At 55.2% G+C, this 17,429-nt stretch carries 14 protein-coding genes; 6 read left to right on the forward strand and 8 right to left on the reverse strand.

Annotation, left to right across the window (positions count from 1 at the left end; all coding sequences use genetic code 11):
• Positions 1 to 477: 477 nt before the first annotated feature.
• The 6 genes from HPY71_08345 to HPY71_08370 form a co-directional block, all read right to left on the reverse strand.
• Positions 478 to 1,758 (reverse strand): sugar ABC transporter substrate-binding protein, encoded by a 1,281-nt coding sequence (locus tag HPY71_08345; GenBank protein NPV53521.1) that lies wholly within the window; start codon positions 1,756 to 1,758, stop codon positions 478 to 480.
• Positions 1,759 to 1,991: 233 nt separating this feature from the next.
• Positions 1,992 to 2,816 carry a carbohydrate ABC transporter permease gene (locus HPY71_08350; GenBank protein ID NPV53522.1) on the reverse strand — a complete coding sequence of 275 codons (825 nt, stop codon included), beginning with the start codon at positions 2,814 to 2,816 and terminating at the stop codon, positions 1,992 to 1,994.
• A 22-nt stretch (positions 2,817 to 2,838) separates the two neighbouring features.
• Positions 2,839 to 3,834, reverse strand: coding sequence for a sugar ABC transporter permease (locus HPY71_08355; GenBank protein NPV53523.1), 996 nt, complete (start codon positions 3,832 to 3,834; stop codon positions 2,839 to 2,841).
• Positions 3,835 to 3,933: 99 nt separating this feature from the next.
• Positions 3,934 to 4,944, reverse strand: a complete 1,011-nt coding sequence (locus HPY71_08360) for an alcohol dehydrogenase catalytic domain-containing protein (protein NPV53524.1) — start codon at positions 4,942 to 4,944, stop codon at positions 3,934 to 3,936.
• Between the two features lie 11 nt (positions 4,945 to 4,955).
• Entirely contained in the window at positions 4,956 to 6,092 is a 1,137-nt protein-coding gene (locus HPY71_08365; protein NPV53525.1) for an ROK family protein, read from the reverse strand.
• A 68-nt stretch (positions 6,093 to 6,160) separates the two neighbouring features.
• Entirely contained in the window at positions 6,161 to 8,707 is a 2,547-nt protein-coding gene (locus HPY71_08370) for a glycyl radical protein (GenBank protein ID NPV53526.1), read from the reverse strand.
• A 572-nt stretch (positions 8,708 to 9,279) separates the two neighbouring features.
• On the opposite strand from HPY71_08370, the gene HPY71_08375 reads away from it, so the two are divergent.
• The 3 genes from HPY71_08375 to HPY71_08385 are packed head-to-tail and all read left to right on the forward strand — an operon-like array spanning position 9,280 to position 11,914.
• Positions 9,280 to 9,711, forward strand: coding sequence for a bifunctional nuclease family protein (locus tag HPY71_08375; protein NPV53527.1), 432 nt, complete (start codon positions 9,280 to 9,282; stop codon positions 9,709 to 9,711).
• 17 nt (positions 9,712 to 9,728) lie between these two features.
• Positions 9,729 to 10,637 (forward strand): ABC transporter ATP-binding protein, encoded by a 909-nt coding sequence (locus HPY71_08380; GenBank protein ID NPV53528.1) that lies wholly within the window; start codon positions 9,729 to 9,731, stop codon positions 10,635 to 10,637.
• A gap of 17 nt (positions 10,638 to 10,654) precedes the next feature.
• Positions 10,655 to 11,914, forward strand: a complete 1,260-nt coding sequence (locus tag HPY71_08385) for an ABC transporter permease (protein NPV53529.1) — start codon at positions 10,655 to 10,657, stop codon at positions 11,912 to 11,914.
• 228 nt (positions 11,915 to 12,142) lie between these two features.
• On the opposite strand, the gene HPY71_08390 is transcribed toward HPY71_08385, so the two are convergent.
• Both HPY71_08390 and HPY71_08395 read right to left on the reverse strand, forming a co-directional pair.
• Positions 12,143 to 13,297, reverse strand: coding sequence for an iron-containing alcohol dehydrogenase (locus HPY71_08390; protein ID NPV53530.1), 1,155 nt, complete (start codon positions 13,295 to 13,297; stop codon positions 12,143 to 12,145).
• Positions 13,298 to 13,411: 114 nt separating this feature from the next.
• On the reverse strand, positions 13,412 to 13,702 hold the full coding sequence (locus HPY71_08395) for a hypothetical protein (GenBank protein ID NPV53531.1): 291 nt from the start codon (positions 13,700 to 13,702) through the stop codon (positions 13,412 to 13,414).
• Positions 13,703 to 13,742: 40 nt separating this feature from the next.
• Here HPY71_08395 and HPY71_08400 point away from each other — a divergent pair, with 40 nt between their 5' ends.
• The 3 genes from HPY71_08400 to HPY71_08410 all read left to right on the forward strand — a co-directional run bounded on the left by HPY71_08400 (position 13,743) and on the right by HPY71_08410 (position 17,421).
• A complete protein-coding gene (locus HPY71_08400) occupies positions 13,743 to 14,684 on the forward strand; it encodes a sugar-binding transcriptional regulator (GenBank protein NPV53532.1) in 942 nt (313 codons plus the stop codon).
• Positions 14,685 to 14,988: 304 nt separating this feature from the next.
• The gene (locus HPY71_08405) at positions 14,989 to 15,801 is read left to right on the forward strand and encodes a DeoR/GlpR transcriptional regulator (GenBank protein ID NPV53533.1); all 813 of its coding nucleotides are present in this window, start codon (positions 14,989 to 14,991) and stop codon (positions 15,799 to 15,801) included.
• A gap of 138 nt (positions 15,802 to 15,939) precedes the next feature.
• Positions 15,940 to 17,421: an extracellular solute-binding protein gene (locus HPY71_08410; protein NPV53534.1), complete on the forward strand. Its 1,482-nt coding sequence runs from the start codon at positions 15,940 to 15,942 to the stop codon at positions 17,419 to 17,421.
• Positions 17,422 to 17,429 lie beyond the last annotated feature (8 nt).

Consider the following 17,429-nt stretch of genomic DNA (forward strand, 5'->3'; position numbering starts at 1 on the left):
CACGCCGCAATGCAACGCCACAGAGAATGGAAATGGCTTTAGCTGTGGTAATGTCTATTTTTTTAGGTAGTTTTCGGGGTAGACCCCCCATGCCGCGCTGCGGCGCCACAGAGAATGAAAATGCCTCTGGAAGTAATTGGGTCATTTTCGGGGTAGACGCCCATGCCGCCTTCAGCGGCACCAGCAGGGAATGAAAATGGCCTCTGTAAGATTATTTTCAGGGTAGGGTAGCAGCAGATGCTGCGGGTAGGTGAGTAAATAGTCTACTAGCGAATTGACGAATCAACTCCTGAGCGAGCAGACTACTCACTCACCTCCCACCGTGCCATTCAGGATAGCCCGATAGCCCGGCCGGCATGAGCTTCAAAAGCACAAGACCCTACGACACTAGGACAAGACTACAAGACTACGACAAGAACCTACGCGCTAACCAGTAAGCACCCTGACCACGCCATGTAACTATCAACTATTCTACCTTCACTTGCCGGATTTCTTCAAGAGCTCTCGAATCTTCGTTGCTGCCTCGCGCAGGGCGTCCTTCGGCGCAGCTTTGCCAGTCAGCATCTGGCTGATGGCGACGTTCATGGCATCGCTGTAGCTCGAATAGAACGGCATCACAGGCTCGCACCTGGCGATGTCCAGAGTCTTGAGGACGAGCGCAAACTCCGGCCTGACCTTTTGCAAGTCCGGATTCCCGAGGACAGATCGCCGCGCCGGCGTGCCGCCGCCCGACCTGGCGTAGATAGCACCGCCATGTTTACCCGTGGCGTAACTTAGAAACTCCCAGGCCAGCTGCTTCCTGCGGCTCTGAGCGTTCATAACGAGCGTCCAGCCGTGCCAGAATGGGGTCCGCAGGATGCTGCCGTCCTTCTGCTTCACCCCCGGGACAAGGGTGACCGCAAACGAATTCCGGTAGGGGCTATCGCTGTTTAGAATCTCGGCGTAGGCGGCATTCCAGAAGGGACCAGCCATGGCTATGATGCCTGCCCTCATGGCGTCCAACACATTTGGATAGCTCCATGACAGTATATCCGGGCTTATAACCCCGGCCTTCGCAAGCTTCACGTAATACTCCCCGGCGGCAATGGCTCCCGGGCTGTCGATGCCCACATTGCCCTTTTCATCGAAAATCCAGCCGCCCATACTCCACATTACGCTCGAAAAGATCTTAGGGCCCTCCTCACCCGCATGGGCTGAGAAGCCGGCACCAAATGCCGTAGGCGATTTAGGATTCAGGCTTCGAGTGAACTTCTTGGCAACCTCGAAGTATTCATCCCAGGTATCGGGTGGATCGGGTATAAGATCCTTGCGATAGTAAAGGAAATGGACGCTCACGTCGGTTGGAAGCGCGTAAATTTTGCTTCCCAGGCCATATACTACAAGCAAGTCATCCTTATCAAACTTCTTGGGATCCGATTTTGCGATGAAGTTATTCAGCGGTTCGAGCGCTCCAGCCTGAACGACCTCACCAATCAACCATCCGGGATAAAAAGCTACGTCAAAAGCATCCGTCCCAGTGACGAGTTGCGTTGTGATCGTGTACTCATATCCCTGACGCCCCAACTCGTTAATCTGGACCGGTATCCCCGTCTCCTCTGTAAACTGCTTAGCTACCACCCTAAGGCCGTCCGCCTCGGGGCCGGTGCGGATCGCAAGCACGACGGGCTGAGTAGCAGCTAACCCTGACGCGGTAAATGCCATGCAGAGGCTCGAAATCACGCTCACAACAAGAAACAACCAAAATAGCCGCTTAAACATTCTTTGCCTACCTCCATTGATAAAAATTTGCGGAATGTCAACCTTGCTGACCCATGTTACCAAAGCCACCTCAGACCAATCTCAGATCCGTCTCCTGAACCCCCTCCTCAACTTTGTCTAACGTCTACGTGGATCTGACAACTCGAGTACGTCGATCCGACAACTCGAGCCGCCCCTATTTATCACCCCCCCGTTTCAACATGTTGGGCTGTCTCGGGCGGCAGTCCCTCTTCCTAAACCACTGCGCCGAGTGTCAGGCCGCGAATTAGCCTGCGCTGCATGATGAGAGTAAAAATTATAGCGGGGACCATCACGAAAGTGCCAGCGGCAAAAAGCGGCCCCCAGTTGATTGCATACCCCGTGACAAAATCACCAAGGGCGAGAGGAAGCGTCTTGCGAAATGCCGATAAGACCAAGGCGAATATGAATTCATTCCAGGAGAAGATCAGCGTGAACATCATGGTGGCAGCAAGCCCTGGCGAGACCAGCGGCAAAACCACGTGGCGAAACGCCAGAAGCCGAGTGCACCCATCTATCATCGCCGCCTCCTCTATAGCTTCGGGGATTTCCTCAAAGAAGCTCCGCATTGTCCAGATAACAAACGAAAGGTTAAAGGTAAGATAAACAAATATCAGGACCCACCATGTGTTTACGAGCCGAAGCCTCGAGAACATCATAAAGAAGGGAATTACAAGCACGGCTGGCGGGGCCATTCGCGTTGATAGGATCCAGAAAGAATATCTCGGGCCGCCCGTATTGAACCTGGCCATGCTGTACGCTGCGAGAGATCCCACCGTCACAGCAATAGCTGTGGATACGCACGAAACAATAACGCTATTTATCAGGAACTGCCAGAACGGCCAATTAGTAAAAATGAAGCGATAATGCTCCACGGAGGGCCTGAAGATAAGAACGAGGCTTTCCTGGCGTATAATGCCCGCCGGCTTAAACGATGAGATCATAACTACCAAAATCGGTCCCGCCCAGATGACTACCATTAAAATGATCGCCAAACCAAGAAGGATACGCTTTATTCGGCCGTGTTTTGTCATACCCATGTGAATCCCACCTCTGAGTCGTCTAAGCTTTCTCCAGGCGCTCTACAACGCCAATGACCAACTGGGTCATGAGGGTCACAAGGATTATGATGAGAATCGACAAGGCAGCACCCTGTCCGTAAAGTTTGCGGGTTATGCCCACATTATAGAGGGATATATTCAGAACCCTCGTAAACGGCGCCCCTTCGAATAACGCCCATATAGTATCAAATACCTTCATTGCGTCCATCAACCGGATCAGCATGGCCACCATGATAACTGGCCTGAGCAGAGGAAGCGTTAAATGCCGGAAGATGGCCCAACTCGACGCACCATCAACCACCGCAGCCTCGTAAGGTTCGATAGGTAAGGCGTTTAAGCCCGCAAGCACCAAAAGGGCGACAAACGGGGTCCATTGCCATACGTCTGTTATCACGATCGAAACCAACCCGTAATTTACGTTTAGGGTGTTGGCGGCCCACTTCGGATCGCCAAACAGGGCGCTGACGACGGGCAAAGGCTCATTAGTGAGCCAGGGCAGCTTATTAGCGCCCAACGCAGAGAGTATCTGATTTACGAAGCCGTCGTTAAAGCTGAACATATAGCGCCACATCATGCCCACGAGGATTGGGGAAACCATGATCGGCAGCATGAGAAGAGTCGTCACTACTCCGCGTCCCTTAAATTCCTGGTAAAGTATGAGAGCCATACATATTCCAAATACCAGTTCGAGCCCAATAGAAGCCACCAGGAATTGTAAGGTCCTGAAAAACGAGGCCATGATCTCAGGGTCCTTTACAGCGGCCATATAGTTTCCCAAGCCGACAAACGGCCAGTTCGAGCGAAAGTTGTATATACCCACGTCTCGAACGCTGAGGTTCACAAGGTAGATAATGGGAAAAATCGTGAGAGAAGCAAGGATTACCGTGGCTGGCAATACCAAATATACCGGCAAGGCCCGCTCACTCAACCGCATCAGAAACAAGCAATAAATCAATACGGCACATGCTATAACCAAAAGCACGGCATATAATGTCACATCCGAACGCCTCCTGCCCCCTATCGATTATCCGCGTTGTCGAATTATCGATCATGATTGCCAATCGCCCAGGCGCGTGACCGCCTAGTTATACCCCGATCATGTCTCGACAACCACTTTCAGACACTTCCCGCCTTTCATGAGCTCTATCCCATCCCGAATCGACGCCAAAGGGATCCTGTGAGTGATTAGTTTATCGAGATCAAAGAGTGATGCCTCAAGAATTCGTATGGCAGGAAGAAACGTCAGATTAGCGATAAACGTGCCGATTATGGTCTTTTCGCTGAGGGTAAGCGCAAATTGCGGGATGCTGGCTACAGCTGTCTCGTCAAGCCCAATGGCCAAAATCTTGCCACCCTTCCTCGCACATTCGATCGCTTTCCCCAGAAGCCTACCGACAGCATCTACAACGATATCCGCGCCAATCCCAATATGCCGCCTTACCTCCACTACCGGATCCACCAGGTTCGGATTAATAACCTCATCGGCCCCGCCTGCAAGCGCCGCCCCGGCCCTATATTCCGAAGGCTCAAAAACCAAAATAAAGCCTGCCCCTGCAGCTTTATAATATTGAATAAAAAGCTGACCGATCGGTCCCGCCCCAAAGATGACGACCCGCATCCCCGGGACGGTCGGCACCCTCGATGTGGCATTGAGGATACAGGATATGGGTTCAGCGAAGATGCCTTTTTCAGGCGGCACATTCTTGTCGATCTTGTGGACCGCACGCGCAGGAGCGACATTGTATTCTGCGAATCCGCCGTTCAGCTGGACCCCGAGCGCAACTATACGCTCGCACATGTTGGGCAGACCCTGTCGGCAGTAGACGCATACCCCGCATGTTATGTTTGGGTCCACCACAACTCTATCGCCTGGCTCCACATGCACGACCTCGGGCCCGACCTCAACGACCTCCCCGCAGTATTCATGACCGAGGATGGTATTAGGCCGCCCGGGGTATCTCTGGGGAACAGCCAAGATTTGCAGGTCCGTCCCGCAAATTCCCGCAGCCTCGACGCGTAAAACTACATCATCCGGTCTCCGAATCCTCGGGCGATCCACGGACTTGACGACGAGCCTTCCGTCGCCTTCGAAGACCGGAGCCGTCATCTTCTCATCTGTCATTTGACACCACCCACCCCATATTCACTAATTATATCCACAGGCCTGGCTACATCCACTTTTATGGCAGGGCCCATTATGATTGCGAGCGCGCCGATCCCGCCGATCAAATCGCCCAGCTCGGCAAGAACCACGCGCGGAACGCTCACCATGCGAATCGAGGTATTGAGGTAGTCCCGCGCCGGCCCCAGCAACCGTTCTCCAGCCTTGGCAACCCCTCCCCCGATCACGATCACCTCCGGGACTATAGCGGCTGCCACGTTTCCAAGGCCGACACCGAGCCAGCGCCCCACCTCGCCCCAGATCGCGGGATCGTCAGCCTCCTCGGGCGAGACCCCATAATTTCGCCTGATAGAGTTTCCCGATATAAGGGCTTCAAGGCAACCCCGGCAACCGCAGGAACACATGGGGCCGGAGGGATCGACAACATGGTGCCCGAGCTCAGGGTGTGCCCCGTTTGCCCCGCGCACAACCTCTCCATCCCGTATGATCCCGCTCCCGACGCCGGTGCTCACTGTCATATAAACCATCAGCCTGCTTCCCCGCCCCGCCCCGTAATGGTATTCAGCGAGGCCTGCAGCGTCGGCATCATTCTCCATTTTTACGGGACACCCGTATCTATCTTTCAATATCTTGACTAACGGGAAATCCCGCCAATGGGGCAAATTAGGAGGCGACACCACGACGCCCCGGACCGGGTCCACAGGGCCTGGACAGCATATGCCGATGCCCCTTATGCACCGCAAATCTGCGCACCGTAAATCCTCCGTGTATCGCAAATCTCCCGTATACCGTAAATTTCCCGTACATCGTAAATCTACGCCGTTGGCACCGGCTCTAGTGACGGCCTTGGCCTTGAGGGCCCCGCCCTCCACTTCAATGTCTTTCCGGCCAGCGGCTACCAACAGCCGTTCCACCGCTGCAGTCAAGGCCTTCACGTGCTCCCCTGGCTCTTCCCGCGTCAATATCTTGATTCCGCGGAGCATATCCCCCGATTCACTGGCTGCAAGGATGAGGGTCTTCGTTGCCCCAATGTCTATGCCCAGGTAGATACCAACATCGTCCGCCTTTGACACGTCCACCTTTGAGCGGCCCCTTTCGTAGTGGTCTCTTTCTATCTTCCCTATCTTTCGCAATCATTTTTCATAGTCACAAAATCACAATCATAAAGCCTGCTCGTGTCATGCATAGAGCCTGCTCGGTATTATAGGGTTTGCTCAGTCCGTTTTATGATATCATCCTGCAGGACTTTATTGAGATCTACAAAGAACGCGCTGTAGCCTGCGACGCGCACCACAAGCCCCCTATATTGGTCGGGATTGCGCTGCGCATCCCGCAGGGTCGCAGCCGAGACCACATTGAATTGTATCTGCATAACCTTCAACGCCACAAAGGCGCGGAGGAAAGCAGCAAATTTCGCGAGCCCCTCAGGGCCCTCGAGGACCGAGGGCAAGAACTTCTGATTCAGCAGCGTTCCATTCGACGCCCTCACCTGGTCGATCTTCCCGAGGGACTTCAGGACGGCTGTCGGGCCCTTCCTATCCCTGCCGCGCACCGGCGAGAGGCCTCCATCCGCCAGTGGCTCGCGCGCAAGCCTGCCGTCGGGCGTGGCTCCAACCTCTTCGCCAAGAGGGACATGGGCTGAAACTGTGTAAAATCCAGGCTGGAACCTCCCGCCCCTCGGGTTCCTCCCCCTTTCTATACAGCTCGCAAAGATCGATGCCCACCTGGCGGCGAGCAAGTCTACATTATCATCGTCGTTCCCAAACTTTGGCGCACAATTCAATAAGGTCTCCCTCAAACCATCATACCCCTCAAAATTCCGGTCCAGGGCGTCCAAGACCTCTCTCAAGCTCACCTTGCCTTCCTCAAAGATAAGTTGCTTCACCGCCTGGAGGGAATCCGCTACATTTGCGAGGCCGATCCCCTGAATGCCCGAGAAATTATACCGCGCCCCCCCTGCAGTGACGTCCATGCCCCTTTCGAGGCAGCCATCCACGAGGCATGAGAGAAGCGGAGTCGGCGCCAACGCCGCATGAGCTAGATCGACAACGTTGCTTGCCTCAATCGCATGGGATGCAAAATACTCCACCTGTACCATATAGGCCTTTTCGAGGTCCGCAAAACTCTTAAATTCATATGGATCCCCCGTCTTCATCCCAACCTCCTCGCCAGTTAGGCGGCACCGCCCTCCGCTCATGGCAAGCTCGAGGGCCTTTACCATGTTGAAGAGGGCGATATCGTGGAGACCGTAAGTCTTGCCGGGGATCGAGACCTCAACGCAACCAACTATAGCGTAATCCCTGGCATCCGGCAAAGCCACCCCCCTATTCAGGAGGGCCGGGATAACTACCTCGTCATTGTATGCATGGGGCAGGCCCATCCCTAGGCGGATGACCTCGCATGCCTTCATGAGAAATAGATCCGGGGTTTTCGTATGAAGGCGCACCGCGATATTGGGCTGGGGAAGCCCAACTCCCGCGGTGGCTTCCAGGCAAAGCAGGGACAGGTCATTCGACGCATCCAGGCCGCCGCAGGTTTGCCCGCCTATGGTTACCGTAGGGTTTACAGGGAACCCAGCGAAATGCTTGGCGCTCTCCGTGCTCCTTACCATGATTATCTCATTGCATTTAATCCATAGGCAGGAAAGCAATTCGAGGACCTCCATGCGCGTCAGGGCGCCGGACCTCAGGTCGGAATCATAGTAGGGGTAAAGCCATTGGTCAAGGCGGCCCAGGGAGATCGAGCTGGCATTTGACTCGCACTGGAGGGCGACGTGCGCAAGCCACAGGGCCTGGAGCGCCTCCCTGAAGGTCTGCGCAGGCTGGGCGGGGACACGCTCACATATGTCCGCTATCTCCATAAGCTCCAACCTGCGCCCCCGGTCGCTTTCGTCTTGTGCCATCTTGCGCGCAAGCTCCGCATACCTGGGGCCAAGCTCGATAGCGGCATCGAGGACAATCAAAGCGGCCTCGTAAAACAACCTGCGGCTATTATAATCATCTAACTCTGGCTCCAGCTGGACATCCTGGTATGAGCCAGTGCCCAGCCTGACGGCTGATGTCGCCACTTCATCCTCACGATCATCCTCACAATCATCCTTACGATCATCCTTACGATCGGGACTTCTAGATTCAGGCCACCTGGACCCCAGATTCCCCCTGAGCCGTAGATTTATGGCCTCGAGCCTCGCCTCGATCTCATCTCGAATGGCCAGGAAGCCCTGCCTGACCACTCGCGAATAATCCGGGAGAATGTGGCCCTGACCCTTATCGGTCTGGTTAACCTTGAAAACCCTGGCCCGGCTTGCCTGCTGCGTTGCGGGGGGCATATGAGCTTGAATCCAATCGTTGAGGGTCCGCCCGCGCCAGTAGGGAAAGATTGCCTCCCGGAGCTCACGCTTGTCCCCTTCGCTGACCCAGAACTTATCCTGGGGCCGGGTCGGAAAGATATCGAGCTCTTCATCGATCCACTCCACGGCCATCTCGGGGGAAAGGACGCCCATGCGGGGCAGGGCGGTCCGGTTGCCGACGATAAGCTCATCCGGCCAGATTCGAATCTCCATCTCGCGTATCACCTTTGCGATCGCCTTCGCCCTTCTCAATATCTCGGTCTCCCCCTCGGTCTCCCTGTAAACGTGGGTGAAAAGGCGCGCCCGCTCGATTGATATCTCGAGCCGCTGGCTCATGAGCCGCTCTTTGAGCCTGACGATCCTGCCCGAATCTGTGCGGCCTCCCTGCATGAGAATCATCGGCATCCCTCCAGATTCCAAAACCCTCGGAGCGCTGGGCCAGAGCGCTGAGCTGGACACTCCCCTCCATCGCGTTCAGCCACAACTACCCCTTTCGCCGCAGCTGGCCCCTTACTACGCTGCGTGGCACTGCTAACCCGGATGCACAAATGTGCATTAATGCAATATCTTGCATCAATATATTCTACAATGGTGGCCTCCGTTCCTGCCGGAGAAAAAAAGAAAATTCGTGCAGCGCATAACCCCAGGGATGAGTCTTGTAATTGCGCCGCTACCTTAGTGCTGGAGCATGTCTACTTCCCTCATCCCGCACCTTATGCGCGCTACGAAAATTTCTTAGCATGCATAACCCTTAGGAGATTTGACGAAGACGAGTAAAGAGGCTACAATTACCTTAGGAGGAGACTTGAATGAATGAGGGAGGTGACCTGAATGGATGGGCACCTGCCACTCAAGATGCCACCCAAGAGGGTCGCGCTGTCGACGCACTGCTGTCGTCATACTGAAGATAAAAGTGGTTTGCATTGGCCGATGCCCTTACCTGTCGAAAGAGGGTGGTAAGATTGGCGGAGATGGAAATGAAGGTTCTAGGGGTTACCGTGGACCAGAGCGGGGGATTCTCGGTGCTGCTTTCAGACGCAGAGGAAAAAATGGTCCTGCCGATTGGAATCGGCCCGTTCGAGGCACAGGCTATAGCATTCCCTCTCCATGGTGAAACCCCTCCCCGTCCTCTGACACACGACTTGATGAAATCTATATTCCAGAGCCTCGATGTCACGCTAACGAAGATCGTGATCACAAATATCAAGGACGGCGTGTTCTATGCCGAGGTCTACTTACAGCATAAGGATGACAGGCTCGTAATTGACGCCAGGCCCAGCGATGCAATAGCCCTGGCAGTCAGATATGGAAGCCCGATCTATGTTGCCCCTAGACTGGTTGAGTTCACCTACAGGTATGAAGATATCATAGCCCCGGGGCAGGGCAGCGGGGATCCAGACTAGTAAAGCTGGACAAGGTCATGAGCGGAGGCATACAGCCTGTGCAGTCTCTACCTGCAATAGATGTCCTGGACTTGACGAAGAGATTCAATACGGCCTTGGCTGTGGACCGGGTAAGCTTCAGCTGCCGGCAGGGCGAGATCCTTGGCCTCCTCGGTCCCAATGGCGCCGGCAAGACGACAACACTGAGGATGCTCGCGACAGCCCTGCGGCCGACGAGCGGCACTGCCAGGATCAACGGATTCGACATCACCACCCGGCCCGAAGAGGTGCGCCGCCGGATCGGTGTCCTTCCTTCAGAGCCGGGTCTTTATGGCCGTCTCACGCCACGGGAGATACTACGGTATTTCGGGCAGCTATATGATATGACCCCGGGCGCCATTGAGAGCAGGACCCGCGAACTCCTCTCCATGCTCGGCCTGGATGAACATGGAGACCAGCGCACAGAGACCTTCTCCAGGGGCATGCGCCAGAAGGTCTCGATCGCGCGCACGCTTCTCCACGATCCGCCCGTCATATTCCTTGACGAGCCCACGGCAGGGCTGGATGTGATGTCAGCCCGGGCGATCCATGATTTCATCATACAGTGCAGGGCCGCCGGGAAGAGCATAATTCTATCGACTCATGTGATGGCCGAGGCTGAGAGGTTATGTGATCGCATTGCTATCATAAACCGTGGGCGCATCATAGCGATCGGGACAATGGAGGAGCTCCGCTCCCTTGCAGCAAGCCCCTACTCTTACCCTCGCCCTCACCCCCAACCTCACCCGGAAACCCGCCAGGCAGCGGAGCATGGCCATACGCGAGCTGCCGCAGTCAGCCCCGCCGGCCCCGGTCCGGTCACGCTGGAGGAGATATTCGTCAAGCTGGCCGGGCAGGATCAAGATAAAGGCGAAGATGAAAAGCCAAATAAAAAAGCAAGTAGGTAAAGGATGATAGCAGCAAGATGAATTGGAGGCACATACGGAGCGTTTGGTTCAAGGAGATGCTCGACACCATCAGGGACCGGCGCACCCTCCTAGCGATGGTTGTAATTCCCATGATTCTCATGCCTGCCATGGTAGTGGGCTTTCCAGCGCTTATAGAACGACAGGAGCGGTCTGCGGAGAAAATGGTCTCCCGGATCATCATATCCGGCCAGGAAAACGCGCCGGGCCTGGTAGAGGCGGTCAAATCCGCCGGAAACATCGCCGTCGTGATGCCCCCCGGAGATCCCATACAGGCTTTAAAGTCCGGTAAGGTGCACCTGGTCGTGGAAATCCCGCCTGGCTTCGAGGAACGGGTCGCCCGGGAGGAAACAAAAGATGCAAGCCCGAGCCCAAACACGAGCGCGAGCTCGAACCCGAACTCGAACCTGAGCCTGAGGGTCCTCTACGAGGGCACCAGCCGGAACTCTGACCTCGCGAGAACAAGGTTTCTTTCGGTTTTCAATGCCTATAGCCAGCAGGTCGTTGCGATGAGGCTCGCCCGCCGCAACATCGACCCGGCCATTCTTTCGACCGGCGAGATCGAAACCCAAAACGTCGCGTCGGAGCAGAAGATGGGCGGCTTCTTCCTGGCGATGATCCTGCCCATGATGATCGGGATATGGGCGGCCGTCGGCGGGATGTATACCGCCATAGATGTGGCCGCCGGCGAGAAAGAGCGCGGCACCCTCGAAGCCCTCGTGGTCGCGCCGCCGAGCCGGAGATCGCTGGTATTCGGCAAGTACCTGGCTGTCCTTACGGTATCGACGATCACTGTCGTGATAGTAATAGTGAGCATGCTGGCCGCGATCAAGATTGCGGGACCGGCCATGTTTGCCAGGGGCGGGGGGAAAATGGAGATATCCATCCCACCAGCCTCAGCTGCCCTCATGCTGCTCGGGGCGTTCCTGCTGGCGTCGATCATCAGCGCCCTGGAGATAGCCGTAAGCATCTTCGCGCGGAGCTTCAAGGAGGCGCAAAACTACATTACGCCCCTCTATATCCTGGTTATGGTGCCGGGCTTCCTCACCCAGTTCACAGTCGGCGGGGGGCAGCAGCCTGCCCGGTGGACTTTTATTATCCCCGTCCTGAACGCGCTCGAGGTGTTCAAGGAACTCCTCATGGGCACGGTGAACTGGTCGAACATCGGCCTCATGGCCGCGTCCTCCCTGGCCTACGCGATCATAGCCCTGGAGATCGCAACGCGGGTCTTCAGCCGGGAGGATGTTCTATTCCGGTAACTCAAAGGTGTTCCGGTGACCAGTCAGGTGCATTCCGGTGATTCAGGTACATCCCGGTGACTCAGGTGGCTGCCAACCGATCACACCGCCAATCAACCTTCCCATCAACTACCCAGAGTTACATCCTAATACCCGGGGTTACATCCCAAGATTGCGTCAAAACCATGGATCGAGCAGGCTTAGCCACCGACCAGGAGCCCGACCAGAAGCCCCTCTTGGGCCAGGCTTTTATAAATTCTGCCTCAATATATTTACCAGATCCTCATGCGTCACGTCGCGCGGGTTGGCCTTGGTGGAGCCCGATGGGAGGGCCTCCTCAGCTATTTTTGCGATATCCTCCTCGACGAGGCCGATCCCGCTCAATTTCCTTGGAATCCCGAGTCTATCCAGGAGGTGCTCTATGAACCGGATCCCGGCTTCAGCGGGGATACCAGCCGCGCTGGCCGTGCCGGCCTCGCCCGCCCCCAGAGCCGCCGCCACCTCGGCGTATTTACCGGTGACTACCGGGAGGTTGAACCTCATGACGCCCGGCAGGAGCACCGCGCAGACAAGGCCATGGGGTTTGTGATACCTGACGCCGATCGGATGGGCAAGGCCGTGGACAGCCCCGAGCCGGGCGCTGGCGAAGGCCATGCCCGCCATCAGGCTCCCCGTCGCGAGGGCCTCGCGGGCCTCTATGTCACCAGGAACCTCGTAAGCCCTGAGGAGATTCCTGCCGATGAGCTCGGCCGCCCTGAGCGCGAGCGCGTCCGTTACCGGGCCGGCCCCCTTCGATGTGAAGCCCTCAATGGCCTGGGTCAGGGCGTCCATGCCGCTATAAGCTGTGATGTGAGGCGGGAGGGTGAGTGTGAGCTCGGGATCCACCAGCGCCACGTCAGCAAGGAGAAACGGGCTCCTGATGCTCTGTTTCACGAGCTCTTCAGGGTCGGTCAAAACCGAGTTCATTGTGACCTCAGCGCCGGTCCCGGCCGTCGTAGGGATCGCGATAAATGGGAGACCTTTCTCAACAATCTCCCGCTCGCCGAGGAAATATTCCTTGACGCTCCCCGGCGCCATGACAAGGCCAGCTACTACCTTCCCTACATCAATGGCGCTGCCGCCGCCGATGCTTATCACAAGGTCGCAATGGTGTCTCCTGGCCTCCTCGATACCGAGCTCAACTGTCCTGATCGATGGCTCGGCCTCAACCTTATTAAACAGCACAACCTCAACGCCTTTACATTGCAAGGGGCTTATGACCTTATCGAGGACGCCGAGACGCTTGAGAGACGACATCCCCGTCACGAGCAGCGCCTTGCGGCCAAGCCGGGCGGCCTCGCCGCTCAATTGAGATATACTCCCTCTTCCATATATGATCCTTCCCGCAGTCTGGAACGTGTGAATGTGTCCCACTCTTGCTTGATTCCTCCCACCCGGGGCTCAAATTGCCCAGCTGTTTTATTGGCTAGATATTAGGCAGCTCGCCCTTTCTTAATCTTATTTCTTCTCTTGTCCACTTTATCTTATTTCTTCTTTTGTCCACTTTCTTCTCTTGTCTACGATCTTACTTCCTCTCTTGTCTACATCTATTACCTGCGTCGCTATGTCAGTGTCAGCACTATACCGACATCTAAGCATGAGGGCCCTTAACAAACAATTCCCCATAAAAGAGGGAATTCCTCTATGCAAACCCACTTCTACAAAAAACCATCCCCCAGGCATGAAATATTCCCCTTTTTCAGGAAGGAATTCAGGAAGAAACATCGAAATGAGCATATGCAAGAGCAATTGTTCAACAGTGGTGCTCATCAATCCTCACAATCAGGATAATCAGGTGGTTTGTGCATTCATGGGGTACCTTTGCGAATTGGAGCTAGCCCTCCTGGCCGCGGAGCTCTACTACAGGCAGGGTAAAACACAACAAGAAATCGCCGACCAGCTCAAACTGAACCGCATCAAGGTCCAGAGGCTGCTCCAGAAGGCCAGGGAGGCCGGCATGGTCAAAATCGAAATCGTATCCCCCTTCCCCGCGTGTGACGCCCTTGCGGCAAAGCTCTGCGAGAGGTTTGGCCTCAAGGAGGCGATCATAGTCCCAATCCAATCAGATTCTCAGCCCGTGATCCGCGAGATACTGGGAAGCGTTGCTGCCGATTACGTTGGGAAGAAAATCACCGACGGCCAGATTATAGGCTTGGGCTGGGGTCGGACGATCTATGAAGTAGTGAGGTTTTGGAACCCCCAGATAAAGGCCCGGGTGCAGGTAGTGCCGCTTTTTGGAGGCTTCGGCCAAACGGAGCCCTGTTACCAGGCGAATGAAATGGCGCGCAGGGTTGCCGAGGCCCTCGGCGGGGAATCCCACCCTCTTTACGCGCCTATCATTGTCGATAACGTAAAGATACGGGACGCCCTGCTTAGCGACCGGACGATAGGCCATGTGTGCAGGTTGTGGGATAAAGTGGATCTTGCGATTGTAGGCATCGGGTCCTCCCTTGATACGGTGACTGGGCAATTAAATGACTATGTTTCGCAAAACGAGCGCCAGGAAGTAGAGGCAAAAGGCGTCATAGGGGACATAGCGCTATATTTCTTCGATTCCGCCGGGCGAATTGTGAACGTATCCCTGAACGATAGGTTAGTAGGCATCAGGTTTGATCAACTCAAGCGAATATCGCTTGTGGTTGGCGTAGCAGGCGGAGAGGAGAAGGTCAGAACTATAGCGGGCGCGCTTAAGACGGGTCTCATAGACGTTATCGTGAGCGATCAGAGAACGCTTGAAGCTGTAATGACTTAACTATAATTTTATAAAAAGGAGCGATCCCCAGGATGTCGCCGTCGTCTACCTAGCCTAGGACGCCTCATCCTTTACGACGGGGCACGTTCTGGTGGTCGATGGAGGATATACCGTATGGTAATTGTTTATAATTTATAATTTATGGTTAACCTTGATTAATTTTAAAAGGAATTTTCGCAAACATATCGAATATGTACATTATTATAAGGATATGCAGTATTCGATCGTATCGCCCGGATCGAACCGGTATCCGGCCGTGGACGGGACCGCGGCTAATAACTCGATGAAAGTGGGATAACGTTTTGTGCTGCCGTTTGAGAGACAACTGGCTATCTTGGAGGCCCTGAAAGAAAAGGGAACCGTCGATATTGCTACGCTGGCGGAGAGGCTCGGGGTATCGACAAACACCCTGCGAAGGGATTTAGCCTTTCTCGAGGCCAAGGGCTACCTGAGGCGCGTCTATGGTGGTGCCACGATTATGAGCGTGAGCCCGCTCGAGGCCAAATATATAAACTATGATACGCGTACAGGCCTGGCCAACGAGAGAAAGGATACCATAGGCATGGTGGCCGCGGATATGATCCTCGATGGCGACACCGTCATCCTGGACTCTGGCACGACAACCCTCCAGATTGCGAGGCACCTGGAGGGTAAGCGTAACGTCACGGTCATCACCAATGATATCAAGGTAGCGGCAGAGCTGTGCGGCAAGCATGGGATCCTGGTGGTTACGACGGGCGGGTTTACAGATGAATCATTTTCATCGAGCGGGGTGATAGCGGAGAGGACCATAGCCGAGGTGCGTCCGGACAAGGTTTTCCTCTCGGCGCTGGGGATATCGGTTAAGGATGGGCTCACGGACGGGAGGATGGAACAGGCCACAATCAAGCGGGTCATGGCCAAAGCAGGCCGGGAGGTCATTCTGGTGGCCGACTCGAGCAAGGTGGGGAAGGTTTTATCATGTTTTATCTGCCCCGTATCCTCGATTACGAGGTGGGTAACGGATAGTGGGGTGCCGCCAAATATGGTCGCCGACGTGGAGCGGGAGGGATGCGAGGTTATCATCGCCAGCCGGCAGGGCGGCAGGGTCGAACAGATAGGATACCTGGGGCTTTAGGGGCCCTGAAGGGGGGTGGCCGTAGGACAAACATTGTGGCAAAAGGGTTTATTTCTTTAATACATTGTAGGTAATAACTTTATCGACAAGTAGGTGTTTTTAGAGATAAATTAAGTTTTAGGAAAAGGAGGAGCAAAAATGTACCGTCTCGTCAGCCTAACGACCGCCATCCGCGGCTCTAAAAGGCTAATCCTGTTGGCTGTACTCGTGATGCTGCTAGTGGGCGTCGCCTCCGTCGCGCCAGTCGGTGCCGCCGAATCCTGGTGGGCCCAGGTTGCAAAACCGTACCGCGGCACGGTTATTACAGGTATTTCTGAAAGCACGCCTCCCTCGAAATACATGCAGCAAGTGTTAGCGCCCGCTTTTGAGAAGGAGACCGGCATCCGGGTCAAGTTCGAGGTTACCTCGTGGGACCAGATGTACGACAAAGAAATCAAAGATATGGAAGCGGGCACGGGCGTCTACGATTTTGTTTACATCGAACAGGATATCATATATGCTTATCTCCAGCGTAACTTTCTAGTAGATCTGACTAAATTTATGGAGGAAAAACCCAACCTGGTCTATCCTGACCTCGACATGGGCGACTTCACCTCCTTTATCAATTATTTTAAAGATGCTGACACCGGTCACCTCTATGGGTTGCCCTTTGAATCCTTCCTCAAATTCTACCTCTATCGTAAGGATCTATTTGAAGATCCCAAGATCAAGGCTGAGTTCAAGGAAAAGTACGGCTGGGATCTGAGGCCGGCGACCACCTTTAAGGAGTACGAACAAATTGCGGAATTTTTCACCGACTACGGCAAGCGGCACAAAATGGATCTATGGGGCACCACCGTTCAGGCGGGGTCACATCCAGCGGCGTTTTATGAGATGGTGGAGACTATCTGGCCATCCTGGGGTATTTACAACTGGGGCATCAACACGAAGACCTGGCGATCCTCAATGGCGCAGGGAGGTATGCTGGATAGCCCGAGGTCCAAGGAGGCTCTCCGCTGGTGGGTCAGCATGTTGAAATATGCCCCGCCTGAAGCTACAAGCAGCACCTGGGATGAGGTCGCCGCCTCCATGGCAGCAGGTCGAGCCGCTCAGGGCTGGGTATATGGCGAGAATACCGCCTGGATCGCCACCGATCCGAAGCGGTCTAAGGTGGTGGGCAAGATCGGCGTCGCCCTGCCGCCTTTGTACCCCGGCGTTCAGGATGATGCGGCCAAGGGTAAGGGATACATCGGCTATTATGATGGCGGTGCCCTGGGGATTCCGCATTCCTCCCGCAATAAGGAAGCTGCCTTACTCTTCCTGCAGTGGGTGACCCGCAAGGAGTTCCAGGGAGATTTCGCCGCGGCATCCGCTCGAATAGTGCGCAAGTCCACCTTTGATGATCCTAAGGTGCGGGCCCTCGACCCGAAGGTGGATTCCTACTTCACGAAGATGAAAAAGTATGGCCCGTTGTTCGCTGGCGCGCCGCCGTTTCCCTTCCACGCTACCATTCGAGAAGTGATCCTGCCCTTCGTGTTGAAGGCAATTTCAGGAGAGCTGACGCCTGAGGCGGCGCTAGACCAGGCGGCCAAGGCCGTCGATGCCGAGCTTGCACGATTAGGATATGGGAAAGGGAAGTAAGGTGGCTA

Source organism: Bacillota bacterium (genome assembly GCA_013178125.1).
GTDB lineage: Bacteria > Bacillota > SHA-98 > Ch115 > JABLXJ01 > JABLXL01.

Coding starts and splice junctions, on each gene's coding strand:
- HPY71_08360 (NPV53524.1), bottom strand. CDS start 4,944: ATGACGGCTCCGGTCTTCGAAGGCGACGGAAGGCTCGTCGTCAAGTCC.
- HPY71_08400 (NPV53532.1), top strand. CDS start 13,743: ATGGGGTACCTTTGCGAATTGGAGCTAGCCCTCCTGGCCGCGGAGCTC.
- HPY71_08380 (NPV53528.1), top strand. CDS start 9,729: ATGAGCGGAGGCATACAGCCTGTGCAGTCTCTACCTGCAATAGATGTC.
- HPY71_08395 (NPV53531.1), bottom strand. CDS start 13,702: ATGAGCACCACTGTTGAACAATTGCTCTTGCATATGCTCATTTCGATG.
- HPY71_08410 (NPV53534.1), top strand. CDS start 15,940: ATGTACCGTCTCGTCAGCCTAACGACCGCCATCCGCGGCTCTAAAAGG.
- HPY71_08350 (NPV53522.1), bottom strand. CDS start 2,816: ATGGGTATGACAAAACACGGCCGAATAAAGCGTATCCTTCTTGGTTTG.
- HPY71_08345 (NPV53521.1), bottom strand. CDS start 1,758: ATGTTTAAGCGGCTATTTTGGTTGTTTCTTGTTGTGAGCGTGATTTCG.
- HPY71_08370 (NPV53526.1), bottom strand. CDS start 8,707: ATGATTCTCATGCAGGGAGGCCGCACAGATTCGGGCAGGATCGTCAGG.
- HPY71_08385 (NPV53529.1), top strand. CDS start 10,655: ATGAATTGGAGGCACATACGGAGCGTTTGGTTCAAGGAGATGCTCGAC.
- HPY71_08375 (NPV53527.1), top strand. CDS start 9,280: ATGGAAATGAAGGTTCTAGGGGTTACCGTGGACCAGAGCGGGGGATTC.